Origin of the sequence: Actinomadura darangshiensis, from assembly GCF_004349235.1 — a bacterium.
Lineage (GTDB): Bacteria > Actinomycetota > Actinomycetes > Streptosporangiales > Streptosporangiaceae > Spirillospora > Spirillospora darangshiensis.
Genome location: NZ_SMKY01000003.1, coordinates 1 through 23,862, shown reverse-complemented (window position 1 = coordinate 23,862; position 23,862 = coordinate 1). Strand labels below are relative to the sequence as shown.

Annotated in this window: 25 protein-coding genes; 20 read left to right on the top strand and 5 right to left on the bottom strand. The window is 73.3% G+C overall.

Annotated elements, in window-relative coordinates; all coding sequences use genetic code 11:
- Positions 1-105: 105 nt before the first annotated feature.
- The 5 genes from E1293_RS01150 to E1293_RS01130 all read left to right on the top strand — a co-directional run bounded on the left by E1293_RS01150 (position 106) and on the right by E1293_RS01130 (position 5,606).
- Entirely contained in the window at positions 106-1,056 is a 951-nt protein-coding gene (locus E1293_RS01150; protein ID WP_132192822.1) for a helix-turn-helix transcriptional regulator, read from the top strand.
- 136 nt (positions 1,057-1,192) lie between these two features.
- Complete coding sequence (locus E1293_RS01145) at positions 1,193-2,740, top strand: FAD-binding oxidoreductase (RefSeq protein ID WP_243715947.1); 1,548 nt, start codon at positions 1,193-1,195, stop codon at positions 2,738-2,740.
- Positions 2,741-2,883: 143 nt separating this feature from the next.
- Positions 2,884-4,122, top strand: a complete 1,239-nt coding sequence (locus tag E1293_RS01140; protein ID WP_165978034.1) for an alpha/beta hydrolase — start codon at positions 2,884-2,886, stop codon at positions 4,120-4,122.
- Positions 4,123-4,147: 25 nt separating this feature from the next.
- Positions 4,148-4,705, top strand: coding sequence for a hypothetical protein (locus tag E1293_RS01135; protein WP_132192818.1), 558 nt, complete (start codon positions 4,148-4,150; stop codon positions 4,703-4,705).
- Between the two features lie 94 nt (positions 4,706-4,799).
- Entirely contained in the window at positions 4,800-5,606 is an 807-nt protein-coding gene (locus E1293_RS01130) for a VOC family protein (RefSeq protein WP_132192816.1), read from the top strand.
- A 12-nt stretch (positions 5,607-5,618) separates the two neighbouring features.
- Here E1293_RS01130 and E1293_RS01125 read toward each other — a convergent pair whose 3' ends face one another.
- Positions 5,619-6,281, bottom strand: coding sequence for a TetR/AcrR family transcriptional regulator (locus tag E1293_RS01125; protein ID WP_243715946.1), 663 nt, complete (start codon positions 6,279-6,281; stop codon positions 5,619-5,621).
- A 148-nt stretch (positions 6,282-6,429) separates the two neighbouring features.
- On the opposite strand from E1293_RS01125, the gene E1293_RS01120 reads away from it, so the two are divergent.
- The 6 genes from E1293_RS01120 (at position 6,430) to E1293_RS01095 (ending at position 12,283) form a co-directional block, all read left to right on the top strand.
- Positions 6,430-7,638 (top strand): YncE family protein, encoded by a 1,209-nt coding sequence (locus E1293_RS01120; protein ID WP_132192812.1) that lies wholly within the window; start codon positions 6,430-6,432, stop codon positions 7,636-7,638.
- A gap of 110 nt (positions 7,639-7,748) precedes the next feature.
- A complete protein-coding gene (locus tag E1293_RS01115; RefSeq protein ID WP_165978033.1) occupies positions 7,749-8,825 on the top strand; it encodes an FUSC family protein in 1,077 nt (358 codons plus the stop codon).
- Positions 8,826-8,875: 50 nt separating this feature from the next.
- Complete coding sequence (locus tag E1293_RS01110) at positions 8,876-9,616, top strand: PIG-L deacetylase family protein (protein WP_132192808.1); 741 nt, start codon at positions 8,876-8,878, stop codon at positions 9,614-9,616.
- Positions 9,613-10,302: a 4-carboxy-4-hydroxy-2-oxoadipate aldolase/oxaloacetate decarboxylase gene (locus E1293_RS01105; protein ID WP_132192806.1), complete on the top strand. Its 690-nt coding sequence runs from the start codon at positions 9,613-9,615 to the stop codon at positions 10,300-10,302. The genes E1293_RS01110 and E1293_RS01105 overlap by 4 nt, the downstream gene beginning before the upstream one ends.
- Positions 10,299-11,342 (top strand): 4-oxalomesaconate tautomerase, encoded by a 1,044-nt coding sequence (locus E1293_RS01100; RefSeq protein ID WP_207938606.1) that lies wholly within the window; start codon positions 10,299-10,301, stop codon positions 11,340-11,342. The genes E1293_RS01105 and E1293_RS01100 overlap by 4 nt, the downstream gene beginning before the upstream one ends.
- Positions 11,339-12,283: a catechol 2,3-dioxygenase gene (locus E1293_RS01095; RefSeq protein WP_132192802.1), complete on the top strand. Its 945-nt coding sequence runs from the start codon at positions 11,339-11,341 to the stop codon at positions 12,281-12,283. The genes E1293_RS01100 and E1293_RS01095 overlap by 4 nt, the downstream gene beginning before the upstream one ends.
- A gap of 18 nt (positions 12,284-12,301) precedes the next feature.
- Here the strand turns inward: E1293_RS01095 and E1293_RS01090 are convergent, their stop codons facing one another.
- The gene (locus E1293_RS01090; RefSeq protein ID WP_132192800.1) at positions 12,302-13,060 is read right to left on the bottom strand and encodes an NAD(P)-dependent oxidoreductase; all 759 of its coding nucleotides are present in this window, start codon (positions 13,058-13,060) and stop codon (positions 12,302-12,304) included.
- Between the two features lie 81 nt (positions 13,061-13,141).
- Here E1293_RS01090 and E1293_RS01085 point away from each other — a divergent pair, with 81 nt between their 5' ends.
- The 4 genes from E1293_RS01085 (at position 13,142) to E1293_RS01070 (ending at position 16,097) form a co-directional block, all read left to right on the top strand.
- A complete protein-coding gene (locus E1293_RS01085) occupies positions 13,142-13,762 on the top strand; it encodes a GntR family transcriptional regulator (RefSeq protein WP_243715945.1) in 621 nt (206 codons plus the stop codon).
- Between the two features lie 97 nt (positions 13,763-13,859).
- A complete protein-coding gene (locus E1293_RS01080; protein ID WP_132192798.1) occupies positions 13,860-14,648 on the top strand; it encodes an SDR family NAD(P)-dependent oxidoreductase in 789 nt (262 codons plus the stop codon).
- A 10-nt stretch (positions 14,649-14,658) separates the two neighbouring features.
- Positions 14,659-15,423 (top strand): crotonase/enoyl-CoA hydratase family protein, encoded by a 765-nt coding sequence (locus E1293_RS01075; protein ID WP_132192796.1) that lies wholly within the window; start codon positions 14,659-14,661, stop codon positions 15,421-15,423.
- 56 nt (positions 15,424-15,479) lie between these two features.
- Entirely contained in the window at positions 15,480-16,097 is a 618-nt protein-coding gene (locus E1293_RS01070; RefSeq protein WP_132192794.1) for a TetR/AcrR family transcriptional regulator, read from the top strand.
- Here E1293_RS01070 and E1293_RS01065 read toward each other — a convergent pair.
- The 3 genes from E1293_RS01065 to E1293_RS01055 are packed head-to-tail and all read right to left on the bottom strand — an operon-like array spanning position 16,094 to position 18,659.
- Positions 16,094-17,119: a TIGR03617 family F420-dependent LLM class oxidoreductase gene (locus E1293_RS01065; protein WP_132192792.1), complete on the bottom strand. Its 1,026-nt coding sequence runs from the start codon at positions 17,117-17,119 to the stop codon at positions 16,094-16,096. The genes E1293_RS01070 and E1293_RS01065 overlap by 4 nt on opposite strands.
- A complete protein-coding gene (locus E1293_RS01060) occupies positions 17,116-18,261 on the bottom strand; it encodes a thiolase family protein (RefSeq protein WP_207938605.1) in 1,146 nt (381 codons plus the stop codon). The genes E1293_RS01065 and E1293_RS01060 overlap by 4 nt, the downstream gene beginning before the upstream one ends.
- Positions 18,258-18,659, bottom strand: a complete 402-nt coding sequence (locus tag E1293_RS01055) for a Zn-ribbon domain-containing OB-fold protein (protein ID WP_132192790.1) — start codon at positions 18,657-18,659, stop codon at positions 18,258-18,260. The genes E1293_RS01060 and E1293_RS01055 overlap by 4 nt, the downstream gene beginning before the upstream one ends.
- On the opposite strand from E1293_RS01055, the gene E1293_RS01050 reads away from it, so the two are divergent.
- The 5 genes from E1293_RS01050 to E1293_RS01030 form a co-directional block, all read left to right on the top strand.
- On the top strand, positions 18,658-20,325 hold the full coding sequence (locus tag E1293_RS01050) for a class I adenylate-forming enzyme family protein (RefSeq protein WP_341770165.1): 1,668 nt from the start codon (positions 18,658-18,660) through the stop codon (positions 20,323-20,325). The two genes, E1293_RS01055 and E1293_RS01050, sit on opposite strands and share 2 nt — an antisense overlap.
- Positions 20,322-21,065 carry an ABC transporter ATP-binding protein gene (locus E1293_RS01045; protein ID WP_132192786.1) on the top strand — a complete coding sequence of 248 codons (744 nt, stop codon included), beginning with the start codon at positions 20,322-20,324 and terminating at the stop codon, positions 21,063-21,065. The genes E1293_RS01050 and E1293_RS01045 overlap by 4 nt, the downstream gene beginning before the upstream one ends.
- Positions 21,062-21,919, top strand: a complete 858-nt coding sequence (locus E1293_RS01040; protein ID WP_132192784.1) for an ABC transporter ATP-binding protein — start codon at positions 21,062-21,064, stop codon at positions 21,917-21,919. Before E1293_RS01045 ends, E1293_RS01040 begins: the two co-directional genes overlap by 4 nt.
- Entirely contained in the window at positions 21,916-22,812 is an 897-nt protein-coding gene (locus tag E1293_RS01035) for a branched-chain amino acid ABC transporter permease (RefSeq protein WP_132192782.1), read from the top strand. Before E1293_RS01040 ends, E1293_RS01035 begins: the two co-directional genes overlap by 4 nt.
- Positions 22,805-23,862: branched-chain amino acid ABC transporter permease (locus tag E1293_RS01030; RefSeq protein WP_132192780.1), on the top strand; the 1,058-nt coding region annotated here is incomplete at its 3' end. The genes E1293_RS01035 and E1293_RS01030, both read left to right, overlap by 8 nt.

Genomic DNA, 23,862 nt, shown 5'->3' with positions numbered 1-23,862 from the left:
TCTTGATTGTGGGCTCGGTGATCACCGGCGATCCAGGGCCGGGGGTGGCGCCTTCCGCCATGGCGGGAACCCGCCAAACGGACCCGGAACGTCTACCTTTAGGACGTGTCCGATTCGCCGCTCCTGGAGGGACTCGGGGTGACCGCCGCCGAGGAGACGGCGTACCGCGCCCTGCTGCGCGAGGGCCCGTCCACCCTCGCCGCCCTCGCGGCGCGCCTCGGCACCTCGGCCGCCGCCCTGCGCCGCCTCCTGCCGCGCCTGGAGGAACTCGGGCTCGTGACGCGCCTCGCCGGCCGGCCGCTGCGCCTCCTCGCCACCCCGCCGCACGCCGCCGTGGAGGCGCTCGTCGCGAGCCGCCAGGAGGAGATCGCCCGCAGCCGCGCCGCGATCGGCCCGCTCCTGGCCGAGGCCGCCCCGCACCCGGAGGAGCTCGTCGAGGTCGTCAGCGGACGGGCGGCCGTGGCCCGCCGCTACCTGCAGCTCATGCGGGGCGCCGAAGAGGAGCTCCTGGTGCTGGTCCAGCCGCCGTTCGCCACCGACACCGCGCTCTCCAGCGACGAGCAGGACCGCACGATGCGCCGCGGCACCCGCGTCCGCGGCATCTACGGCCCCGAGGCGCTCGACGCGCCCAACGCCCTCGACCGCATCCGCCGCGCCGTCGCGTCCGGCGAGGAGGCCCGCCTCGGTGCCGTCCCCATCAAGCTCGCGATCGCCGACGGCCGCACCGCGATGCTCCCGCTGACCTCCGAGCACGCCAGTTCGGTCGACAGCTCCCTCGTCGTCCATCCCTCGGCCCTGCTGGACGCCCTCGTCTCCCTCTTCGAGGCCCTCTGGCGCGCCGGCCTCCCGCTCCCCGGCGAGGACGCCCCCGAGTCCGCCGCCGACGACGCCGTCCTCACCCTCCTCGCCGCGGGCCTCACCGACGACGCCATCGCCCGCCGCCTCTCCATCAGCACCCGCACCGTCCAACGCCGCGTCCGCGACCTCTGCGACCGCCTGGGCGCCCGCACCCGCTTCCAGGCCGGCGCCCTCTACACCCACCACCCCCACCCCTGACCCCGCCGCCATCAGACGCCGAGTACGCCAGAGTTTCGGCATCTGCCGAGAGGCTCCACTCTCTGTAATCGATCGACTACTTCGCGCGTGGGTCGGGAAGGGACCCGGATGGCGTTCCCGAGGTGCGGAGGCGTTGGTGGGCGAGGTCTTGGCAGGGTCCGGTGCGGTCGTCCGGGTCGGAGACGGGCGGTATGCGGCGCTCAGGCGCGGGTTCAACCAGCGGTGGGTCGGCGAGCCGGAGTACGTGCGGATGGTGCGGACGCCCGAGGAGGCGCGGGCGGCGCTCGAAGAGGCGGTGAACGAGGCGCCGGTGGATCCGGGGCGGACGCGGATCACCGCGCGGTCCGGCGGGCACTGCTACGAGGACTTCGTGTGCGGCGGCGACGTGCGGGTGATCCTCGACGTCAGCCCGATGTGCGGGGTGTCGTACGACGGCGGCATGCGGGCGTACTGCGTGGAGGCCGGGGCGACGGTCTGGCACGTCTACGGCCGGCTCTATCCGGTCAGCGGCAAGGTTCTGCCGGGCGGCTCGTGCTTCTCGGTGGGGCTCGGCGGCCATATTCCGGCGGGCGGGTTCGGGATGCTGTCGCGGCAGCACGGGCTCACCGTCGACTACCTCTACGCAGTGGAGGTCGCGGTGGTCGACGAAAACAAGAACGTGAAGCTCGTCGTCGCCAGACGCGATGACAAGGATCAGCGGCTCCGCGAGTTGCTGTGGGCGCACACCGGGGGCGGGGGAGGGAACTTCGGTGTCGTCACCCGGTTCTGGTTCCGCGGGCTTCCGCACCCGCCGGGACAGGTGCTGCTGACGGCGCTCGCATGGGACTGGAAGGACTTCACGAAGGACGAGTTCGCCGCGCTGGTGACGGCGTTCGGCGAGTACTTCCGCGACCATCAGAATCCGTCCACGGCGGCGGGCAAGCTGTTCGCGATGCTCAAGCTCCACCATGTGAGCAACGGCCAGATCGGGCTGCTGGCGCAAGTGGACGCGGACGACCCGGACGGGGCGGCGGCGATGGCCGGCTTCGTCGCGGCGGTCGACGGGCGGATCGGCCCGGCGGCGACCAAGACGCGGTCGGTGCCGGGCGGGCATTTCATGCGGCCGGGCATTCCGCGGGTGATGCCATGGCTGACCGCCACGCGAGTGCTGAACTCCGGCGGCGGGAACCGCTGCGGAAAGTACAAGTCGGCCTACCTGCGGAAACCGTTCACCGGCCGGCAGATCAGCGCCATGTGGGCCTATCTCGGCAATGAGCGGTACACCGGCTACGTGAACAGGCAGGCGCTCATTCAGGTCGACTCCTACGGCGGCGCAGTGAACAGCCCGCTTCGTGAGACCGCGGTGCGGCAGCGCGATTCCATTCTGAAAGTGCAGTACCAGGTGTACTGGCCGGAATACGACGCCTGCCAGGACGGTCACATCGCCTGGATCCGCGACATCTACAAGGCGACGTTCGCCGCGACCGGGGGCGTGCCCGTCGCGGACGGCGAGGTCACGGACGGCTGCTACATCGGCTATCCCGACACCGACCTGAACGACGGGCGCTGGAATGAGTCGGGCCAGTCATGGGAGACCCTCTACTACAAGGACGCCTACCGGAAACTCCAGGAGGTCAAACGATTCTGGGATCCGTGCGAGGTGTTCCGGCACGCCCAGTCCGTCCGTCCGGGGAGAGCGGTTTAGTGCGGGTCCGGTAGCGCTGCGTCACGAACGATCTCACCTTTATTGCATTCGTTGCCAATACTTGCGGCTGTGACGTCCGGGACAGTAGTTTCGTCGGGCGAGCGGAGCGTCGGGCCGGGGCGACCCGGATGGCTGGGGAGTCCATGAAGAAGCGTACCGACCGGAAGATCGCCATCGCGGGCACCGCGGCGGCGGCCGTCCTGCTGCCCGCCGTCATGGTCGGCCTCGCGCAGGCCGGTGTGGGCGTGCCCAAGGGCAGGTCGGAGGCGTCCGGCAACTCGAACCCGATCCCGTCGTTCGACCCCGCGACGCAGCCGTCGGCGCCCAGCACGTCCGCGTCCCCCAAGAAGTCGCCGAAGCTGCCCAGCGTCCCGCTGAACAGCAACCCGTTCAAGACCGGCGACCGCTCGCCGAGCGCGGACGGTCCGGACGGCGACGCGGCCAGCCACGGCAAGAAGCCGAAGATCCCGTCGGTGTCGAGCAAGTACGCCAAGGCCCCCGACGGCGCCGCCATCACCAAGATCGAGAAGGCCAACTCGATCATGTTCGACGTCACCATCGCCTCGCCCGCGCTGGGCCAGTCGGTGAAGACCCGGGTGATGGTGCCGAAGGGCTGGAAGGCCAAGTCCACCAAGACGTGGCCGGTCGTGTACGCCTACCACGGCGGCAACGACTACTGGACGTCCTGGTCGAAGAAGTCCACCATGGCGAAGGTCATCGGCCCGTACAACGCGATGGTCGTGATGCCCGACGGCGGCTTCAACGGCTCGTACTCCAACTGGTACAACGGCGGCAAGGGCGGCATCCCTGAGTGGGAGACGTTCCACATCCGCGAGGTCATCCCGCTGATGGAGCGCAACTTCCACGCCGGGTCGACGCGGGCCGCGATCGGCCTGTCGTCCGGCGGGCAGGGCGCCATCACCTACGCCGAGCGGCACCGCGGCCTGTTCAAGTACGCCGCGTCCTACAGCGGCCCCCTCAACATCACCGCTCCCGGCATGCCGGTCATCCTGACGTCGATGAACCGCGGGGCCGGCACCGCCATCTGGGGCGACCCGATCACGGCGCGCGGCAACTGGGCGGCGCACGACGCGACCGTGAACGTCGCCAAGCTGAAGGGCATCGGCGTCTACGTGTCGTGCGGCAACGGCCAGCCGGGCCCCTACGACGACCCGAAGACCCCGCCGCACCACGCGGGCCGGATCGGCGAGCAGCTCGCCGGCGTGATGAACACGAACTTCGTCGCCGCCGCGAAGCGGGCGGGCGTCCCGATCACCGCCAACATGTACGGGCCGGGCATGCACAACTGGAGCTACTGGAACCGGGAGCTGGCCCGCAGCTGGCCCGCCATCGCCAAGGCCATCGGCGCCCGCAAGTCCTGACCGGGGCGGGTAGCGTGGCCGGGCGATGAACGGATTCGCGCGGCGGGAGTTCCAGCTGGTGCTGCTCCGCCGGATGGCCGACTACCAGCCGGGCCTCGTCGAGGACGCGATGCGCGCCCTCGGCGCCGACCGGACGGAGATGCGCGCCGTCAACGCCCGCTGGCAGCGCATCCTGCGGTCCCGGACGTTCCTGCGCGGGCGCCGCCGCTACGAGGCCGTCCTCGGCCCGCCCGCGGGCGGAGCGGACCGGCCGATCGGCGATGTCACCTGCGCGGTCGCGTGGTGGCCGCCACTGCCGCTGTGGCCCGGCCTGCGCTTCGAGATCATGATGGGCCCGGACGGCTCGGTGATGCACGAGTGGCTCGTCCGGGACGACGGCGTCCCCGTGCCGCGGCTGGAGACCGTCGACGACCTCGTCCCGTGGTCCTGCGTCGCCGGGGACGTCGACGCCCGGTTCGGCGCGGTGGCGCACCAGGACGGCGAGGTGCCGGGCCGCTGGCACGCGACCCTGGACGGCCCGGACGGCACCGCCTACGTCGCCCACTTCGTCTGGGGCCTGCTCCAGGCCGTGGTGAGCGTCTGAGCGCCGAACGTTTGGGCGATCTTGGGGTTTTCCCCGACCGGATATTGCGTGCGCGTCCCTAGCGTGGGGGTATGCGAGCTTCGAGAGGCCGGTGATGCCCGAGGTGACCGCACACGCCCCCGGCTTCCCCTCCTGGGCCGAACTGTCCAGCCCGGACGTGGCGGCGTCCAACGCGTTCTACTGCGAGCTCTTCGGCTGGTACGTCTACACGATGGAGAACGTCTTCGGCGACTACCACGTCTTCACCCTCGGCGGCGTCGAGGGCCCGGCGGTCGCCGGCATGCAGCCGCTCGTGGACGACTCGGCCAAGCCGTCCTGGACCTGCTACTTCCGGAGCGACGACATCCCGGCGACGCTGGACACCGTGCGCGCCATGGGCGGGCGGGAGCTGCTGGAGCCCACCGACGTCAACAACCTCGGGCGGATGGCGCTCTGCGGCGACCCGGAGGGCGCCGACTTCGCCCTCTGGGAGCCGTACGACTTCCCGGGCGCGGAGGTCGTCGACGAGCCGTCCGCCATGTGCTGGGTGGAGCTCGCCACCCACGACATCGACGGCGCCCGCCGTTTCTACAACGCGGTGTTCGGCTGGCGGTCCGTGGACCGCTCCTACTACGAGCCCGCCTACACCAACTGGAAGATCGGCGACTGGTCCGTGGCGGGGATGCTCCCGCTGGAGAGCTGGTGGCCGGTCGGCTTCCCGCCGCACTGGATCCCCTACTTCTGGGTGCTCGACTGCGACGCCACCGCCGCGCGGGCCGCCGAGCTGGGGGCGGTCGTCCACGTCCCGCCGACCGACATCAAGCCCGGCCGCCTCAGCGTCCTCACCGATCCGGCCGGTGCCCGGCTCGCCGTCCTCACCCCGGCGGTCGACGACCGGGCGGCCGTTCGCTCCCGCCCGTGACCGGGGCCGGCCTCAGGGGAGGGGGATGCCGCGGTCGGGTGCGTGCAGCCGGCCGAGGAGCATGAGGACCAGCTCGTCGATGACCTCGTCGATCCCGGCGTCGACCCAGCCGGCGCTCCAGTCGTGCAGGAGGCCGTTGATGCTGCCGATGAACGCGGCGGCGGCGATCCGGTAGTCGCGGTCGGCGATCTCGCCCCGGGCGGCGGCGGCCGCCGCCTCGGCGCAGATGAACTCGACCCAGCGGGCGCGGCGGGTGAGGCGCTGCCGGTCCATCCGCGGGCTGACCCCGATGATCTCGACGAACGCGATCCGGATGCGGGCCCGGTCGGCGGTGATGCCGGCGGCGTAGACGCGGAAGAGGCGGGCCGTGCGCTCGGCCAGGCCGAGGCCCTCGACGGACGCGAGCGCGGCGACGACCTCGCGCTCGGCGGCGTCGTTGACCTCCAGGTGCAGCTCGGCGAGGAGGTCCTCCAGGGTCCTGAACTCCTCGTAGAACTGGCGGGTGGACAGCCCGGCCGCCTCGCTGAGCGCCGCGACGGTGGTGCCGCGGTAGCCGGGGCCGCGGCCGAACATCTCCAGCCCGGCGTCCAGGAACCGGCGGCGGCGCTCGGCGCGCCGCTCGGCCGCCGACCGGCCGCCGTACCTGCCGGTCGGTGTCGCGCGCCTGCCCGCCACGTCGCTGCCTCCCGTCGCCGCCGCACACCCGGAGCGCATTTTCCCGCAAATGGGTCTTGTGTCGCACATCACCCTGCCTTACTGTCCAGTAACCAAGGTTCGAACACGGCCGTTTTCCAACCGGAGACCACCCCCGCAGGAGGACGAGATGCCTTCCCGAAGTCTCCGCAGACGCACCGCACTGCTCGGCTGCGCCGCCCTGGCGGCGACCGCGGTCACCGGCGCCCTTCCGGCGCGGGCGGCCGCGCCGCTCAGGGACGTCATGGCCGTCGGCAACGGGCAGGGCGGCACCGTCAGCTTCATCGACACCGCCACCTACGCCAACCTCGGCTCCATCGACGTCGTCCCCGACCTCCAGGAGCGCCTGGACGCGATGACGCCCGTCGAGCGCATCGGCTACGAGGCCGTCAACGCGGCGCAGGGCTACCGCAAGCTCGTCGACGACATGGCCGTCTCCCCGGACGGCACCACGGTCTACGTCTCCCGGGGCGTGCTCTCGGACGCCGCCGCGTTCGACATCGCCACGAAGCGGATGCTGTGGCGGCACAAGACCGAGGGCTTCAAGGCCGACCATGCCGCGCTGTCCCCGGACGGGACGCGCTTCATCGTCTCCGCCACCACGGCGAGCAAGGCCGAGGTCATCGACACCGCCACCGGCACGCTGAAGACGAGCTTCGCCACCGGCACCTACCCGCACGCGAACGACTACTCGCCGGACGGGCGGATCCTCTACAACTCCAGCATCGGCATCACCTCGCTGCCGAAGCTCCTCAACGGGCTCAAGGGGTCGAAGGCCGTCACGGCGGTGGACGCGGCCACGTACAAGCCGCTGCGCACCTACACCTTCGACTACGGCATCCGCCCGGCGGTCTTCACCCGCGACAACCGGACGATGTACGCGCAGCTGTCCTACCTCAACGGGTTCGTCGAGTACGACCTGGCGGCCGGCCGGATCACCCGGACGGTGCAGATGCCGTTCAGCGACAAGGCCGCCGCGATGAAGCCCGACGACTACCCGCAGAACTCCGCGCACCACGGCATGGCCATGGACGCGGGGGAGACCAAGCTGTGCATGGCGGGGACGATCGACGACTACGTCTCCATCGTGTCCCGCCCCGGACTGACCACGGACGGGACCGTCCACTACGCCGCCGACGCCCTGCCGTACTGGACGCAGACCAGCCCCAACGGCCACGACTGCTTCGTGTCCCTCGCCGAGGACGACCAGGTCTCCGTCATCGACTACCGGACGGCCAGGGAGGTCGCCCGCATCGACGTCGGCCGCTTCCCACAGCGGGAGCGCGCCGCCCAGCTCGCCCCCGCGGCCGTCTCCGCTCTGGACCCGGCCGGGGGCTGATCCCGGGACCGGCCACCGCGCGGCGCGTTCATCCCCCGTCGGGCCGTGCGGTGGCTCCCGCGATTCGGAGCGCGGGGAGAGGGAACCGTGACCCGGTGCGGACCGGAGGATTGCGAACCCATCTGAGGCCCTTTGCCGGGCGCCGGTACTGGGAGCAGCGGGCCAAGCTGACGGTGAAGGCCGTCCTCGCGGCGGTCGTGGCCTGGCTGATCGCCAAGTACGGGGTCGGCCACGCGCAGCCGTACTTCGCGCCGCTGGCCGCGCTGCTCGGGGTGTATCCGACGGTCGTCCGGTCGCTGCGGGAGAGCCTGGCGTACGCGGCCGGGTTCGTCATCGGCGCCGGGCTCGCGATCCCGGTCGGGCTGCTGATCGGCCCGAACGCCCTGGGCATCGCCGTAGTCGTCGTCCTGGCGATGCTGGCCTCGGGATGGCGGCGGCTCGGCGAGCAGGCGTCCCAGGTCGCGTTCACGGCGCTGTTCGCGCTGCTGGTCGGCGGGCACCAGGTCGTCGATTACACGCTGCCGCGCCTCGCGGACGTCACCGTCGGGCTGGTCGTCGGGCTCGCCGTGAACGCGGCGGTGTTCCCGCCGCTGTACCTGCGGCGCGGCGAGTACGCCGTCCGGGAGATGCAGAGGGCCGTCGAGGACGCGCTCGGGACGCTCGCCGAGCACATCATCGAGCCCGGCGAGTGGGACGCGCGCTTGGAGGAGCACGAGTCGCGGCTGGCCGTCGTCCAGGACCAGGCGCGGTACTCGCTGGAGCAGGGCGAGGCGAGCATGCGCGCCAACCCGCGCGCGAAGCTGTGGGGCTACCGCCCGCTGGCACGGGACGGGCCGGGCCAGTGGCCGGCGCGGCGGGAGATGAACACGCTCGACCACGCCACGGCCTACATCCGGTCGATCGCCGCGACGCTGCGGCAGACGGCGGACGCCGAGGAGGAGCTGAGCCCGGCCCTTGAGTTCCGGCACGCGTACGCGGCGCTGCTCCGCGCGCTCGCCGGCCTCGTCCGGCGGCTCCCGGAGACGCCGGACGGCGAGGCGCTCGCGGAGGCCGAGCGGATCCAGCGCGAGCTGGAGGAGCCGCACCTCGGCTCCCGCACGGACGCCCCCGGCCTGTGGGACCCGGAGAAGGAGATGCTGCGGCTCAGCCGGCTGCTGCTCGACGGCATCCGCACCCCCGGCCCTTAATGTTCGCAGGATTGTTGACAATTTGGGTTACAAGCCTGAGGGTATGGGCCATGAGTACATCTCCCTCGCCCAGCCCCCTCCTCGTCGTCAGCGCCCACGCCGGCGACTTCGTGTGGCGCGCCGCCGGGGCCATCGCCCTGGCGGCCTCGCGCGGCGACCGCGCGAAGGTCGTGTGCCTGAGCTACGGCGAGCGCGGCGAGTCCGCCCGCGCCTGGCGGGACGGCAAGGGCCTGGAGGAGATCAAGGAGCTGCGGCGGGACGAGGCGGAGGCCGCGGCGGCGGAGCTCGGCGCCGAGATCGAGTTCATGGACGCCGGGGACTACCCGCTGCGCGAGACGCCCGAGCTGGTGGACCGGCTCGTCCGGGTGTACCGGGAGTTCGAGCCGGCCGTCGTCCTGACGCACACCCTCGCCGACCCGTACAACGGCGACCATCCGGCGGCGGCGCGGATGGCGCTGCAGGCGCGGGTGCTCGCGCAGGCGATCGGATACGAGGCGCCCGGCGAGCCGCTCGGCGCGCCCCCGGTGTTCTTCTTCGAGCCGCACCAGCCTGAGCAGTGCGAGTTCAAACCGGACGTCCTGCTGGACATCACGTCCGTGTTCGACCGCAAGCGCAAGGCGATGGAATGCCTGCCCGCGCAGGCGCACATGTGGGACTACTACACCGACCTCGCCAAGCGGCGGGGCGTCCAGCTGAAACGGAACGCGGGCCCGAACCTGGGGCTGCCGCACGACACGCGGGCGGAGGCGTACGTCCGGCTGTACCCGCAGACGACGGGGGAGCTGGCATGAGGACGGTCGTCGTCACGAACCCGCCCCGCGCCGAGGCCGCGGCGGTGGACGAGCTGGCGAAGCACGGGGTCGCGACCGTCCACGAGGCGACCGGGCGCACCGGGTACCTCGGGCCGTCCATCCGCCCCGTGCACCTCGGGTCGCGGATCGCCGGCACCGCGGTGACCGTGCTGTCGTGGCCGGGCGACAACCTGATGATCCATGTCGCGGTCGAGCAGTGCCGCCCCGGCGACGTGCTGGTGGTGGCGACCACGTCGCCGTCCACCGACGGGATGTTCGGCGAGCTGTTCGCGACCGCGCTCCAGTACCGGGGCGTGCGCGGGCTCGTCATCGACGCCGGGGTGCGGGACGTCGCCGACCTGCACGCGATGGGCTTCCCGGTGTGGTCGGCGGCCGTCAGCGCGCAGGGCACGGTGAAGGCGACACCGGGCGCGGTGAACGTCCCGGTGACGATCGGCGGGCAGCCGATCCGCCCGGGCGACGCCGTCCTCGCCGACGACGACGGGGTGATGTGCATCCCGCGCGAGTCGGTCGCGGACGCGGTGACCGCCGCGCGGGCGCGCGAGGAGAAGGAGGCCGCCACGCGGGCGGCGTTCCAGAAGGGCGAACTGGGCCTCGACCGGTACGGGCTGCGCGACCGGCTGCCCGGGATGGGCATCGAGTACGTCGAGTACGGCGCCTCGTGAACGGTGTGCGCTGCATGCTGATGCGGGGCGGCACGTCCAAGGGCGCCTACTTCCTGGCCGGCGACCTGCCCGCCGATCCGGCCGCGCGCGACGGCCTGCTGCTGCGCGTCATGGGCACCCCGGACGCCCGGCAGATCGACGGGATCGGCGGCGCGAACCCGCTGACCAGCAAGGTCGCGGTCGTGTCCCCGGCCGCCGGGGCGGACGCCGACGTCGACTACCTGTTCCTGCAGCTCGGCGTCGAGGAGGCGACCGTCTCCGACCGGCAGAACTGCGGCAACCTGCTCGCCGGTGTCGGCCCGTTCGCGGTCGAGCGCGGCCTGGTCGAGGCGGAGCCGGACGAGACGGCCGTCCGCATCCGGATGCTCAACTCCGGGAGCATCGCCACCGCGGTGTTCCCGACCCCCGGCGGCATCGTCGACTACGACGGCGGCACCGCGATCTCGGGCGTGCCCGGCACCGCCGCGCGGATCGACCTGGACTTCGCGGGGACGGAAGGATCGTCCTGCGGGGCGCTGCTCCCCACCGGCCGTCCCCGCGACGTGATCGACGGCATCGACGTCACCTGCGTCGACAACGGGATGCCGGTCGTGGTCGCCGCCGCCGCGTCCTTCGGCGTCACCGGCTACGAGACCGACCTGTCGCGGTTGCGGGACCGGATCCAGTCGCTGCGCCTCCAGGCCGGCGTGCTGATGGGCCTCGGTGACGTCTCGGCCTCCTCGGTCCCCAAGACCACGCTCGTCGCGCCGCCCCGCGACGGCGGGCTGGTCTGCACCCGCACCTTCATCCCGCTGCGCATGCACGCGTCCATCGGCGTGCTCGGCGCCGTCACCGTCGCCACCGCGGTGCTCATCGACGGCGCCGTGGGCCACGACCTCGCCGACCTCCCGCCGCCCGGCTCGCCGCTCAGCATCGAGCACCCCACCGGACGCCTCGACGTCGCGGTCGAACTCGACGGCACCACCGTCCGCCGGGCGGGCATCGTCCGGACGGCGCGCAAGCTCTTCGACGGCACAGTCTTCCCCCGGAGTTCCCTTTGACCATCAAGCACGAGATCGCGCACGTGGGCCATGTCGAACTGCTGACGCCCGAACCGGAGAAGAGCCTGTGGTTCTTCACCCGCGTCATGGGCCTCACCGAGGTCGGCACCGAGGGCGACTCGGTGTACCTGCGGACCTGGGACGACTACGAGCACCACACGCTCAAGCTCACCGCGCACAGCACGTCCGGCATCCGCCGCACCGGGCTGCGCGCCTCGTCGCGGGAGGCGCTCGACCGGCGCGTCGCGGCGATCGAGGCGGCCGGGCTCGGCGTCGGCTGGCGGGACGGCGACCCGGGCATCGGCCAGGCCTACGTGTTCCGCGACCCGGACGGCCACGAGCTGGAGATCTACTGGGAGTCGGAGTGGTTCGAGGCGCCGCCGGAGCTGGCGCCGTCCTTGAAGAACCAGGCGCAGGCGTACCCGGCGCTCGGCGTCTGCGTCCGCCGCCTCGACCACGTCAACTTCCTGGCCGCCGAGGTCGAGCCGAGCACCGACTTCCTGCGGGACGTCCTCGGCGGGCACCCCACCGAGCAGATCCGGCTGGACGACGGCACCATCGGCGGACGCTGGATGACCTTCACCAACAAGTCCTACGACCTCGTCTACACGCGGGACTGGACGCGCAGCAACGGCCGCCTGCACCACATCGCGTTCGCCACCGACACCCGCGAGGACATCCTCCGCGCCGCCGACATCTTCCTCGACAACGACGTGTTCATCGAGACCGGGCCGCACAAGCACGCCATCCAGCAGACGTTCTTCCTGTACGTCTACGAGCCGGGCGGCAACCGCGTCGAGCTGTGCAACCCGGGCGCCCGCCTGATCCTGGCCCCCGACTGGAAGACCATCACCTGGACGGAGGCGGAGCGCGCGAAGGGCCAGGCGTGGGGCCTGAAGACGATCGAGTCCTTCCACACCCACGGCACCCCGCCCCTCTGACCCGTCAACGGTGACCCGTCAACGGAGGCGGCGGAGGAGGTCCCGGCTGGCCGCGGCCATCGTGGGCGGCACGTCCAGCTCTTCCAGCATCGTCGCGGCGGCGTCCATTTCGGCGGCGCGGCGGACGGCGTGTTTGCGGGTCCCGTCGACCAGGCGGTCGACGGTGTGGGCGCCGGCCGCCGTCAGCTCCGCGACGATGTTCTCCCGCAGCCAGTCCTCGCAGCCGGCGGCGCGGGCGGCCTCCAGGGCCTCGACGACCGAACCGGCGAGGCCCTTGAAGAACACGCTGCGGAGCAGCTTGCGGCCCGCCGCCGCGCCCGCCCCGGCGTCCATCACCTCGACCTGGGCGCCGAGCGGGGTGAGGAGCGCGGCGACGCGGGCGGCGCCCTCGCCGGCGGCCAGCATCGGCGTGCGGAGGCCGCGGCCGGGCACCGGCGCCATGATCGCCACGTCGGCGAAGGGGACGCCGCCCGCACGCGCGATGGCGTCCAGCTCCCGCTTCAGGCCCGGCGACCCGGTGTTGAGGTCCGCCCAGACGGCGCCGTGCGCGACGCCGCCGAGCCCGGCCCTGCACGCCGCGACCGCGTCGTGCGCGCTGTTGACGCTGAGGACCAGGTCGGCGCCGGTCGCCGCCTCCGCCTCGCTCCCGGTCCGGACCATCCCGCCGGACGCCTCGACCGCCGGGTCGTACCCGCGCACCCGCGCCCCGGCCGCGACGAGGTCGCGGGCGATCGCGCCGCCCGCCTCGCCGAGCCCCAGTACCGCGACCACCGCCATGCGTCCTCCTCCGCGAGCACTGCCCCCCGCCACCGGCTACCCTAGATCAGCGACAAAATTGGCGACAATCTGGGGGAGCCCGTGAGCGACGTGGTGGCGGGGATCCGCGAGGCGATCCTGACCGGCGAGTTCGTGCCGAACCAGCGGCTCATCGAGGCCGACCTGTCCGAGCGGTTCGCCGCGAGCCGCGCCGGCGTCCGCGCGGCGCTCGTCGAGCTCGCCAACGAGGGCCTCATCGAGCGCGTCCAGAACCGCGGCGCCCGGGTCCGCGCCGTGTCGCTGGCCGAGGCCGTCGAGATCTCCGAGGTCCGGATGGTGATCGAGGGGCTGTGCGCCGCGAAGGCGGCCGAGTGCGCCGGGCCGTCCGGCATCGCCGACCTCCAGGCAATCGGCGATGCCATGCGCACCGCCGTCTCGTCGGGCGACGTCATGGGCTACTCGCGGCTGAACGAGCGGCTGCACGCCCGGGTCCGCGAGATCAGCGGGCAGACGACGGCGTCGGGCGTCCTCGAACGGCTGCGCGCCCAGAACGTCCGGCACCAGTTCCGGCTGGCCATGCACCCGGGCCGCCCCCAGGTCTCGCTCCCGCAGCACCTGGACATCATCGAGGCCATCGCCGCGCACGACCCGGCCGCCGCCGAGGAGGCCGCGCGCGCCCACCTCCGCAGCGTCATCGACACACTCCGCGACACGGTCCCGTAGCCGGTCCCGCCCAGGCGGCGGTCCCGCCCGCGCCGTCGGCCGTCCAATTAATATGCTGTACGATCAGCAAACTAGTTGCGAGCGGAGGGCGGTAGCGATGGCGGACATCCTCGATCTCAAGGGACGGACGGCGCTGGTCACCGGGGCCGGGCAGGGCGTCGGACGCCGGGTCGCGCTGCACTTCGCCGAGCACGGGGCCGGCGCGGTCGTCGTCAACGACTTCCGGGCGGAGCGCGCCGAGGCGGTGGCGGAGGAGGTGCGCGGACTCGGCGTCAAGGCGATGCCCGCGGCCGGCGACGTCGGCGACCTGGACGCGGTGCGGGCGGCGGTCGCGAAGGCGGCCCGCGAGCTGGGGCCGGTCGAGATCCTGGTCAACAACGCCGGGAACGCGGGCCCGCAGCCGACGAAGGAGATGACGCGGCCGTTCTGGGAGCAGACGCCCGCCGAGTGGCACGGCTACCTCGGGACGAACCTGTTCGGGGTGCTCAACAACGTCCACTCCGTCCTGCCCGGCATGATCGAGAGCGGCTACGGGCGGATCGTCACCGTCATCTCCGACGCCGGGCGGGTCGGCGAGCCCGGCCGGGAGGCGTACTCGGCCGCCAAGGGGGGCGCGGCCGGGTTCACGCGGTCGGTCGCGGCGAGCACCGGGCGGTTCGGGATCACCGCGAACTGCGTCTCGCTCGCCGCCACCCGGACACCGCGCACGCAGGACCGGTTCGCTGACGAGGAGCGGTTCAAGAAGCTCATGAGCAGGTACGTCATCCGGCGCGCGGGCGAGCCCGAGGACGCCGCGAACCTGGTGCTGTTCCTGGCCTCCGGCGCGGCGTCGTGGATCACCGGGCAGACCGTCCCCGTCAACGGCGGCTACTCGTTCGCGCTCTGAGGAGGCCCACATGAGTGTCGTACTGACCGAGCGGCGCGGCGCCGTCGACATCATCACCCTGAACCGGCCCCGCGTGTACAACGCCATCGACCTGGAGCTGCGGGAGGCGATGCAGGACGCCTTCGAGCGCTTCGACGCCGACGACGAGGCGTCCGTGGCGATCCTGACGGGAGCGGGCGGGAACTTCTGCTCCGGACGCGACCTCAAGGCCGCCCGCCGCGGGGAGCCGAGCTACCGGAGCCGGGACGCGCAGGTCAACGCGTTCACCCGCAGGTCGGTGCGCAAGCCCGTCATCGCGGCGGTGGAGGGGTACGCGCTGGCCGGAGGGTTCGAGCTGGCGCTGAGCTGCGATCTGATCGTCGCGGCGCGGGACGCGTCGTTCGGGCTGCCCGAGGTGCGCCACAGCCTCGTCGCGGTCGGCGGAGGGCTGATCCGGCTGCCGCAGCGGATGCCCTACCACGCGGCGATGATGATGGCGCTGACCGGCGACCGCTACGGCGCCGGGGACCTCGAACGCTGGGGCGTCGTCGGTCGGCTCGCCGAACCCGGGGAGGCCCTCGACGCCGCCCTGGAACTGGCCGCGCGCATCCGGCTCGGCGGGCCGCTGGCCGTCCGGGCGACGAAGGAGATCGTCCGGCGCGCGTTCGAGTGGAGCGGGGAGGACGAGGCGTTCGACGCGCAGATGGCCGCCGCCCGGCCCGCGCTGGAGTCGCCCGACCGCGACGAGGGGCTGCGGGCGTTCGGCGAGGGCCGCGCACCGTCCTGGCGGAAATGACCGCACCGCGTCGGTAATGTGACCGGGTACCAACGGGATATCGGGCAGGGGGACCCTTGGCGGGCCGGCAGCTCACACAGGGAGAACGCAGCGACGCGTCCAAGCGCGCCCTCGTCGAGGCCACGATGCGGATCATCGCCGACGAGGGCTACCGCAGCACCACCGTCGCGCGGATCCAGGAGGAGGCCGGCGTCAGCCGCGGCCTCGTCGGCTACCACTTCGGCTCCAAGAAGGGGCTGATGGAGGCGGTCCTCGTGGCCATCCGCGACTCCTACATCAGCCAGGTGCTGGAGGACCGCAACGAGCGGGACCTGCCCGGCCTGGACGCGATCGTGCTGATGCTCGACTCGTACCTGTCGCGGCTCGGCGACGATCCCGTCCCGGCGAAGGTCGTGCTCGTCCTGGCGCTGGAGTCGGTCGGGGACCTCGCCGAGATCCGCGCCGCCATCGCGACCCGGCTCGCCGAGACGCGCGGCGAGTTCGAGGACTGGCTCGTCCGCGGCATCGCGGACGGCACGGTCCGCAAGGACGCCGATCCCGCGGGCACGGCGGTCTACCTCGGCGGCATCCTGCGCGGCATCACGCTGCAGTTCCTCGTGGACCCCGAGGGGTTCGACCTCGACGGCGCCCGGCGCGCGGCCATCTCGTCGGTCACGAACGGGCTGCGCCCCTAAAGACCGGGTCCGGCCGCCAGGGCGCGGGCGGCAAGGGCCGGCACGGCCGGGTCGGTGTCGGCGACGGTGTAGAAGCTGATCCGGTCGGCCAGGCCGTCCATCCGCCGCATGACCTCCGCGGCCGTCCGCTCCGGCTCGGCCACGACGGCGAAGGCGTGGAGGACGTCGTCGTCCACGAGGGCCGTCATGGCGTCCCACTGACGCGCGCGCGACAACCGGTGCAGTTCGCCGGCGAGCTCGCCCCAGCCGTGCCGCTCCAGGACGGGACGGTACGCCGGCGTGCTGCCGTAGAACGCGATCTGCTTCCGGACGGCGTGCACCGACTCCGCCATGGCCTCCTCGGTCGCGCCGGTGGCGAGCAGGACCGGCGCGCTCACCTCGACCGCCGTCCGGGCGCGGCCGGAGGCGGCCAGCCCGCGCTCCAGCGTCGGCAGCGTGACCTCCCGCAGGTAGCGGGGCGTGGTGAACCCGTGGACGAGCAGCCCGTCGGCCACCTCGCCGGCGACCTCGGTCATGCGCTCGCCGACGGCGGCCAGCAGGATCGGCGGCGGGCCGTGCGGATGCGGCTCGGGGGTGAAGGCCGGGGTCATCAGCGTGTGCCGGTAGAAGTCCCCCTCGAACGACAGCCGCGCACCGGTCTCCCAGCACCGCCAGATCTCCCGGATCGCCGAGACCAGCTCCGCCATCCGCCGGGCGGGCGCGCTCCACGGCATCGAGTACCGCCGCTCGACGTGCGCGCGGACCTGGCTGCCGAGGCCGAGCGCGAACCGGCCCCCACTGTAGAAGGCCAGGTCGTTGCCCAGGTAGGCGAGGTTCATCGGGCTGCGCGCGAACGCCACCGCGATGGACGTGCCGAGCCGCAGCGACGCCGTGTGCTCCGCCGCGATCCCGAGCGGGACGAACGGGTCGTGGGACGACTCGCGCGTCCACAGCCCGTCGTATCCGGCGTCCTCGAAGTCCCGCGCGGCCCGCGCGACGGCGGCCGGGGGGAGGCCCTGCGGAAGGCGCGCGTCGACCTTCACCGGGCGGGCCCTTCCAGGACGTGGACGATGCACACCGCGCCGACCCCGACCATGTGGGCGATGCCGGTGCGGGCGCCCGGCTGCTGCCGATCGCCGGCCTCGCCGCGCAGCTGCCGGGTCACCTCGGCGACCTGGCCGACGCCGGTCGGGCCGACCGGGTGCCCCATCGCGAGCAGCCCGCCGGATGGGCTGACCGCGTTGCGCCCGCCGATGTCGAACTCGCCGGCCCCGAGCCGCCCGGCGGCCTCGCCCTCGCCGCACAGGCCCATCGCCTCGACGTACTGGAGCTCCTCGATCGAGAACGCGTCGTGCAGCTCGACGACGTCCACGTCCGCGGGCGCGACCCCGGCGTCCGCGAGCGCGGCGGCGGTCGTCTCGCGGGTCAGTTCGGCGTCGAAGCTCTTCGGCCCGTACAGCTCCTCGCTCCGCTGCGCGGACGCGGTGACGCGCACGCACCGGGCCGGGTCGAGTCCGAGCCGCGCGACCGCCGCGCCGGAGACCACGATCACCGCGGCGGCGCCCTCACCGACCGGGCAGCACTGCAGCCGGGTGAGATGCCCCGCGATGGGGCGGTCGCCGAGCACCTCCGCGGGAGTGCGCTCCTTGCGACGGTGCGCGAACGGGTTCCGCGCGCCGTTGCGATGGTTCTTCACCGCGACCGCCGCGACGTCGGCGGGGGAGGCGCCGTACCGGGCCATGTACTCGTCGGCGAGCAGCGCGTACTTGGTGAACGGGACGATGCGGTCGCCCGCCAGGCTCGGCAGCCCGGTCAGCGACTCGGCCCGCCGCACCGGGCCCGGCTTGTCGACCCCCATGGCGAGGACGACGTCCGACACGCCGGCGGCCACCTCCATGCACGCCAGCCGGAACGCCGACGATCCGGACGCCGACGCGTTCTCCACCTGTGTCATCGGGATCCCGGTCGCGCCGAGGTGCCGCAGCATCGGCCGCGACACCGCCATGCCGAGCCGGGTCGCGCCCGTGTAGGCGCCCTGGACGTCCGGCCACGCGAGGCCGGCGTCGTCGAGCGCGGCCCGTACCGCCGTGATCCCGAGCCGGACGTACGGGACGCCGCTGAGCGGCCGGTAGGGGTGCAGGCCGATCCCGGCCACGTACACGGGACGCATCTCGCGCAGCTTCACCGGGCGCCTCCGGGGACGAACCGGACCTCGACGACTCCGCCGCCGCCGTCGGTGGCCGCGACGACGGCGGCGACGCGCGTCCCCGGCCGAGGCCGTCCGGCGTCCGCGGCGAGGAGCGCGTGGACGAGGGGGCCGTCGTCCAGGACGACCGCGAGGGCCGTGAAGCCGGCGGCGATGCCGGGGCCGTCGTGGCGGTGGACGGTGGCGGCGGCGCCGACGGTGCCGGTGCCGGACAGGGCGGCCGGGCGGAGCGCGCCGCCGTGCGCGCCGCAGCGTTCGCAGCCGAGGTCCTGCGCGGGGAACGCGCGGTGCCCGCAGGCGGTGCAGGACGTGCCGCGCAGGTCGGGCGGGCCGGAGGGACGCGCGTCGGCGATCACTGTGGGGTGGGTCGCTGGCATGGGTCCCAGCATGGACGAAACCTTGCTGAATGTCCAAGAAGTTTGTTATGGTCCACGCCAATGTGACCGAGGGCACAGCCTTCGACCTCGAACGCGCAGGTCAGCGCGGTTCGCACCAGCCTGGGAGGCGGAGCTGAACGCACAAGCGACAGCCGGACCCGAACATTTCGCCCGCGTCCGGCCGGACGCCGTGGCCCTCGTGGAGGGCGAGCGGAGCCTGACGTGGGCGGCCTGGAACGACCGGGCCGACCGCCTCGCCGCGGCCCTCGCCGCCCGCGGATTCGGCGCGGACTCCCGGATCGGCGTGGCCCTCCGGCCGCGGATCGAGTGGTTCGTCGTCAACGCCGCCCTCGCCAAGCTCGGCGCGATCCAGGTCGCGATGAACCTGCGGCTCACGCCCGCCGAGCTGGCCTACATCGCCGAGGACAGCGGAATCCGGGCGGCATTCCTGGACGTCCGCGAGCCGGGCCCCGTCCAGGACGCGCTCACCGCCCTCGGCGCCCGGACCGTCGCGCACGTCGATTCCGGCGGCGGCGCCCTCACGCTCGACGCGCTGATCGGCGAGCACGCCGACCCGGAACGCCGGGTCGCCGCGAGCCAGGCGCAGCTCATCGTCTACACGTCCGGCACCACGGGACGTCCCAAGGGGGCGTTCCGGCGCACCCCGACCGCCGACCCCGACATCCTGAGCTGCTACCTCGACGCCACCCGGTTCGACGACCACTCACACGGCGACGACCGCCGCGCCCTGCTCAACATGCCGATGCACCACGCGGCCGGCCCGAACCACGCGAACGCCTGCCTGAGCCACGGCGGCATCGCCGTCCTGCAGCGCCGGTTCGACGCCGAGGACACCCTGCGGCTGATCGAGCGGCACGGCATCACGCACTGGCACGCCGTCCCGACCATGCTGCAGCGGATCTTCGCGCTGCCGGCGGAGGTGCGCGCCGGGTACGACGTGTCCGCCCTCCGCAGCCTCAGCGTCGGCGCCGCGCCCGTCCCGTACGCGCTCAAGGAGCGGGTGTTCGACTACTTCGGCGAGGGCCTGCTCTACGAGGGCTACGGCTGCACCGAGGCCAGCATGATCGCCGGGATGCGGCCGGACGAGCACCGCCGCAAACCGGGCGCGGCGGGCCGCCCGTTCCGGCACGTCGCGGTCAGGATCGTCGGCGCGGACGGGGCCGTGCTGCCGGCCGGCGAGACGGGCGAGATCCACGTCCGGACGCCGCGCATGATCCCCGGATACCTCGGCAAGGGCCCGCTCGGCCCGGACGTCCTGGACGCCGGCGGCCACTTCCGCACCGGCGACCTCGGCCACCTCGACGAGGACGGCTACCTCTACGTCACCGGCCGGAGCACCGACATGATCATCGCCGCCGGGGTGAACATCTACCCGGCCGAGATCGAGGACGCGCTGCGCGCCCACCCGGCCGTCGCCGACGTCGCGGTGATCGGCGTCCCGGACGCCGACCTCGGCGAACGCGTCCACGCCGTCGTCGAGCGCGCCCCCGGCGCCACCGCGACCGGCGCCGACCTGGTCGCCTTCACCGAGGGGCGGATCGCCGCCTACAAGAGGCCCCGGACCGTCGAGCTGGTCGACGGCCTTCCGCGCAACGCGATGGGCAAGGTCCTCAAGCGGCGCCTGCGCGAGGAGCGGGCGTCATGAGCGGCGGGGCGGCGCTCGCCGTGGACGACCTGCACGTCGAGTACGGCGGGGCGGGCCGCGTCCTGAAGGGCGTGTCGCTGCGGGTACCGGCCGGGTCGGTCGTGGCGCTGCTGGGCAACAACGGAGCCGGGAAGACCACCGTGCTGCGGGCCGTCTCGGGCACGCTGCGGCTGCACCGCGGGGCCGTCCGGCAGGGCACGGTCACCTGGGACGGCGCGCCCGTGACCGGGACGGACGCGGCCGAGATCGTCCGGCGCGGGATCGTCCAGGTGCCCGAGGGGCGGCACGTGTTCGGCCGCCTCACGGTGGAGGAGAACCTGCGGGTCGGCGGCGGCGTCCTGGCGAACCGCACCGAGCGGGCCCGGGAACGCGAACGCGTCCTCACGCTCTTCCCCGCGCTGACGGCGAAGCTCGGCACCCGCGCCGGAATGCTGTCCGGCGGCGAGCAGCAGATGCTCGCGATCGGCCGGGCGCTGATGGGACGCCCCCGCCTGCTGCTGCTGGACGAGCCGTCCCTCGGGCTGGCGCCCCGGATCATCGCCGGCATCGCCGCGGCCGTCGACGAGATCCACCGGCAGGGCACCGGAGTTCTGCTCGTCGAGCAGAACTCCGCGATGGCGCTGAGCCTCGCCACCACCGCCTACGTCCTGGACGTGGGCCGGGTCTCGCTGTCCGGGCGGGTTGGCGAGGACATCGACGCCGCCCGCGTCCGCGAGCTGTACATGGGGGTGAAGCCGTGACCGGGCCCCTCGTCGTCGAGGACGTGGCGCTGAGCTTCGCCGGGGTCAAGGCCCTGGACGGGGTCTCGTTCCGCGTCGAGCCCCGCACCGTCCACGCGGTCATCGGCCCGAACGGCGCCGGCAAGACCAGCTGCTTCAACGTCGTCTGCGGCGTCTACACGCCCGAGCGCGGCACCGTCACGCTCGGCGGGAACCGGCTCACGGGCCTGCCGCCGCACCGGATCGCGCGGCTCGGCGTCGGGCGCGCCTTCCAGAACATCGCGCTGTCGGGGCGGCAGAGCGTCCTGGAGAACATCCTGCTCGGCCGGCACGTCCTGACCCGTTCCGGTGTGCTCGCCGCGGGGCTGCGGCTGCCGGGCGCCCGCCGCGAGGCGCGCGAGGGCCGGGAGCGGGCCGCCGAGATCGCCGGGCTCGTCGGGCTGTCGCGGCTCCTCGACCGCCCCGCCGGGCTGCTGTCCTACGGCGACAAGAAGCGCCTCGAACTCGCGCGGGCGCTGGCGATGGAGCCGTCGGTGCTCCTGCTCGACGAGCCCGTCGCCGGCATGAACGACGAGGAGACCGCCCGCACCGCCGAGGTGATCCGCGGCGTCCGGGACCGGGCCGGCGTCGCCGTCCTGATCATCGAGCACGACATGGCGCTCGTCATGGACGTCTCCGACCGGGTGACCGTGCTCGACTTCGGCCGCCTCGTCGCCGACGGCACCCCGCGGGAGGTGCGCCGCCACCCCGAGGTGCTGCGCGCCTACCTCGGCGGCGCCCTCGGCGAGGACACCGATGGCGAGGACACAGCCGGCGAGGACACGGGCGGCGAGGACACGGGCGAGACGGCCCGCCGCCACGAGGAGGACAAGTGACCAAGCTGATCGAGCTGCTGGTGAACGGCGTGTCGCTCGGCATGCTCTACGCGCTGATCTCCGTCGGGTTCGTCGTGGTGTTCCGCAGCACCGACGTGATCAACTTCGCGCAGGGGTCGACGCTGCTCGGCGGCGGCTACGTCATCGCCCGGCTGTCCCCGCACACCGGGTTCTGGCTCGCGGCCGGCGCGGGCGTCGTCGCGGCCGCGGCGTTCGCGATGCTGGTGGACCGGCTGCTGATCCGCCCGCTGCGGCGGCGCGGCGCGCGCCACGACGTCGCGGCGATCGTGACCATCGGGCTGGACGTCCTGCTGCTCACCGACCTCACCCGGCGGATCGGGTCCGACCTGATGCACCTCGGCGACCCGTGGGGCAACGCCGTCGTCGGCGCCGGGCCCGTCACCGTCGCGCAGACCCGCGTCGCCGCGATGGTGACCGCGATCGTGCTGATCGGCCTGTTCGGCCTCGCCTTCCAGCGGACCGGCTGGGGCCTGGCGATGCGCGCCACGGCCGAGGACACCGAGGCGGCCATGCTGTCGGGCGTCCGGCACAACCGGGTGGCGCTCGGCGCGTGGGCGATCGCCGGCGGCCTCGCCGCCGTCGCCGGGGTCTTCCTGACGGCCTCGCCCTCGCCGGGGATGGACGCCGCGACCGGGCAGAGCGCGCTCAAGGCGTTCCCCGCCGCCGTCGTCGGCGGCCTCGACTCGATGACGGGCGCCCTCGTCGGCGGCGTGATCATCGGACTGTCGGAGAGCCTGGCGTCGGGCTACCAGGCGCAGATCTCCTTCCTCGGGCAGGGCTTCGGGTCGGTCATGCCGTGGGTGGTGATGCTGCTCGTCCTGCTGGTGAAGCCGTCCGGGCTGTTCGGGACGAAGGCGGCCGCCCGTGTCTAAGCGCGCACCGCTCCTCGTGGCCGCCTGCGTCGTCGCGGCCGTCCCGTTCTACGCCGACACCTCGCTCCTGCAGACCGGCCTGTTCGTCTGCGCGGCGACGATCGGAGCCATCGGCCTCAACCTGCTCAGCGGCGTCGCCGGGCAGCTGTCGCTCGGGCACGCGTTCTTCCTCGCGGTCGGCGCCTACGGGTACGTCGCCCTGGCCGGGACGGACGACCGGATCGGCCTCGGCCTGCCGACCTGGCTGGCCGCGGTCCTGGCGCCCGCCCTGGCCGGGCTCGCCGGTCTCGTGTTCAGCCCCATCTCGGCCCGGTTGCGGGGGCTGTACCTGGGCGTCGCCACGCTGGCCCTCGTCTTCATCGGGCAGCACGTCCTGTTCAGCGCGACGCCCCTCACCGGCGGCTACGACGGCCGCGCCGCGCCGCCGCTGTCGGTGTTCGGCCTCACCTTCGGCGACGACTCCGGGATCGTGCTGTTCAACGTCCCGCTGGGCCAGTACGAGCTGCTCTGGTACCTCGGCGTCGCGCTCGCGGTGTTCGCCTGGTGGTTCGCGCGCGGCGTGGTGGCCGGGCGCCCCGGCCGCGGCCTCCAGGCCGTCCGGGACGGGGAGGTGCCCGCCGCGGTCATGGGCGTGGCGGTCCGGCGCGCCAAGACCTCGGTGTTCGTGCTGTCGTCGGTGTACGCGGGCGTCGCCGGCGTCCTGTACGCGCTGATCATCGGGCGGGTCGTCCCCGAGTCGTTCGGCCTCACGATGTCGATCGACTACCTGGCCATGGCCGTCCTCGGCGGGATGGGCGCGGTCGGCGGCTCGGCCGTCGGCGCCGCGCTCGTCACCGGGCTGCCGCTGCTGCTCGGCCGGTACGTCGACGCGCTGCCGCTGCTCGCCGAGCCCGGCTCCGGCGGCGTGGACCCCTCCTCGTTCGCCCGCTACCTCTACGGCGCCCTCGTCATCGTCCTCATGATCTTCGAGCCGGACGGTCTCGCGGCCGTCGCCCGGCGCCTGCTGAACCGGCTCCCCACGCCTCCCGCCGTCCGGCCAGGTCCACCCAC

Bases quoted from the DNA above. Each gene is read 5' to 3' on its own strand.
- E1293_RS01090 (WP_132192800.1), bottom strand. From the start codon at position 13,060: ATGGCGGTGGTCGCGGTACTGGGGCTCGGCGAGGCGGGCGGCGCGATC.
- E1293_RS01050 (WP_341770165.1), top strand. From the start codon at position 18,658: ATGGGTCCCAGCATGGACGAAACCTTGCTGAATGTCCAAGAAGTTTGT.
- E1293_RS01055 (WP_132192790.1), bottom strand. From the start codon at position 18,659: ATGCCAGCGACCCACCCCACAGTGATCGCCGACGCGCGTCCCTCCGGC.
- E1293_RS01075 (WP_132192796.1), top strand. From the start codon at position 14,659: ATGAGTGTCGTACTGACCGAGCGGCGCGGCGCCGTCGACATCATCACC.
- E1293_RS01105 (WP_132192806.1), top strand. From the start codon at position 9,613: ATGAGGACGGTCGTCGTCACGAACCCGCCCCGCGCCGAGGCCGCGGCG.
- E1293_RS01080 (WP_132192798.1), top strand. From the start codon at position 13,860: ATGGCGGACATCCTCGATCTCAAGGGACGGACGGCGCTGGTCACCGGG.
- E1293_RS01130 (WP_132192816.1), top strand. From the start codon at position 4,800: ATGCCCGAGGTGACCGCACACGCCCCCGGCTTCCCCTCCTGGGCCGAA.
- E1293_RS01120 (WP_132192812.1), top strand. From the start codon at position 6,430: ATGCCTTCCCGAAGTCTCCGCAGACGCACCGCACTGCTCGGCTGCGCC.
- E1293_RS01110 (WP_132192808.1), top strand. From the start codon at position 8,876: ATGAGTACATCTCCCTCGCCCAGCCCCCTCCTCGTCGTCAGCGCCCAC.
- E1293_RS01045 (WP_132192786.1), top strand. From the start codon at position 20,322: ATGAGCGGCGGGGCGGCGCTCGCCGTGGACGACCTGCACGTCGAGTAC.
- E1293_RS01135 (WP_132192818.1), top strand. From the start codon at position 4,148: ATGAACGGATTCGCGCGGCGGGAGTTCCAGCTGGTGCTGCTCCGCCGG.
- E1293_RS01140 (WP_165978034.1), top strand. From the start codon at position 2,884: ATGAAGAAGCGTACCGACCGGAAGATCGCCATCGCGGGCACCGCGGCG.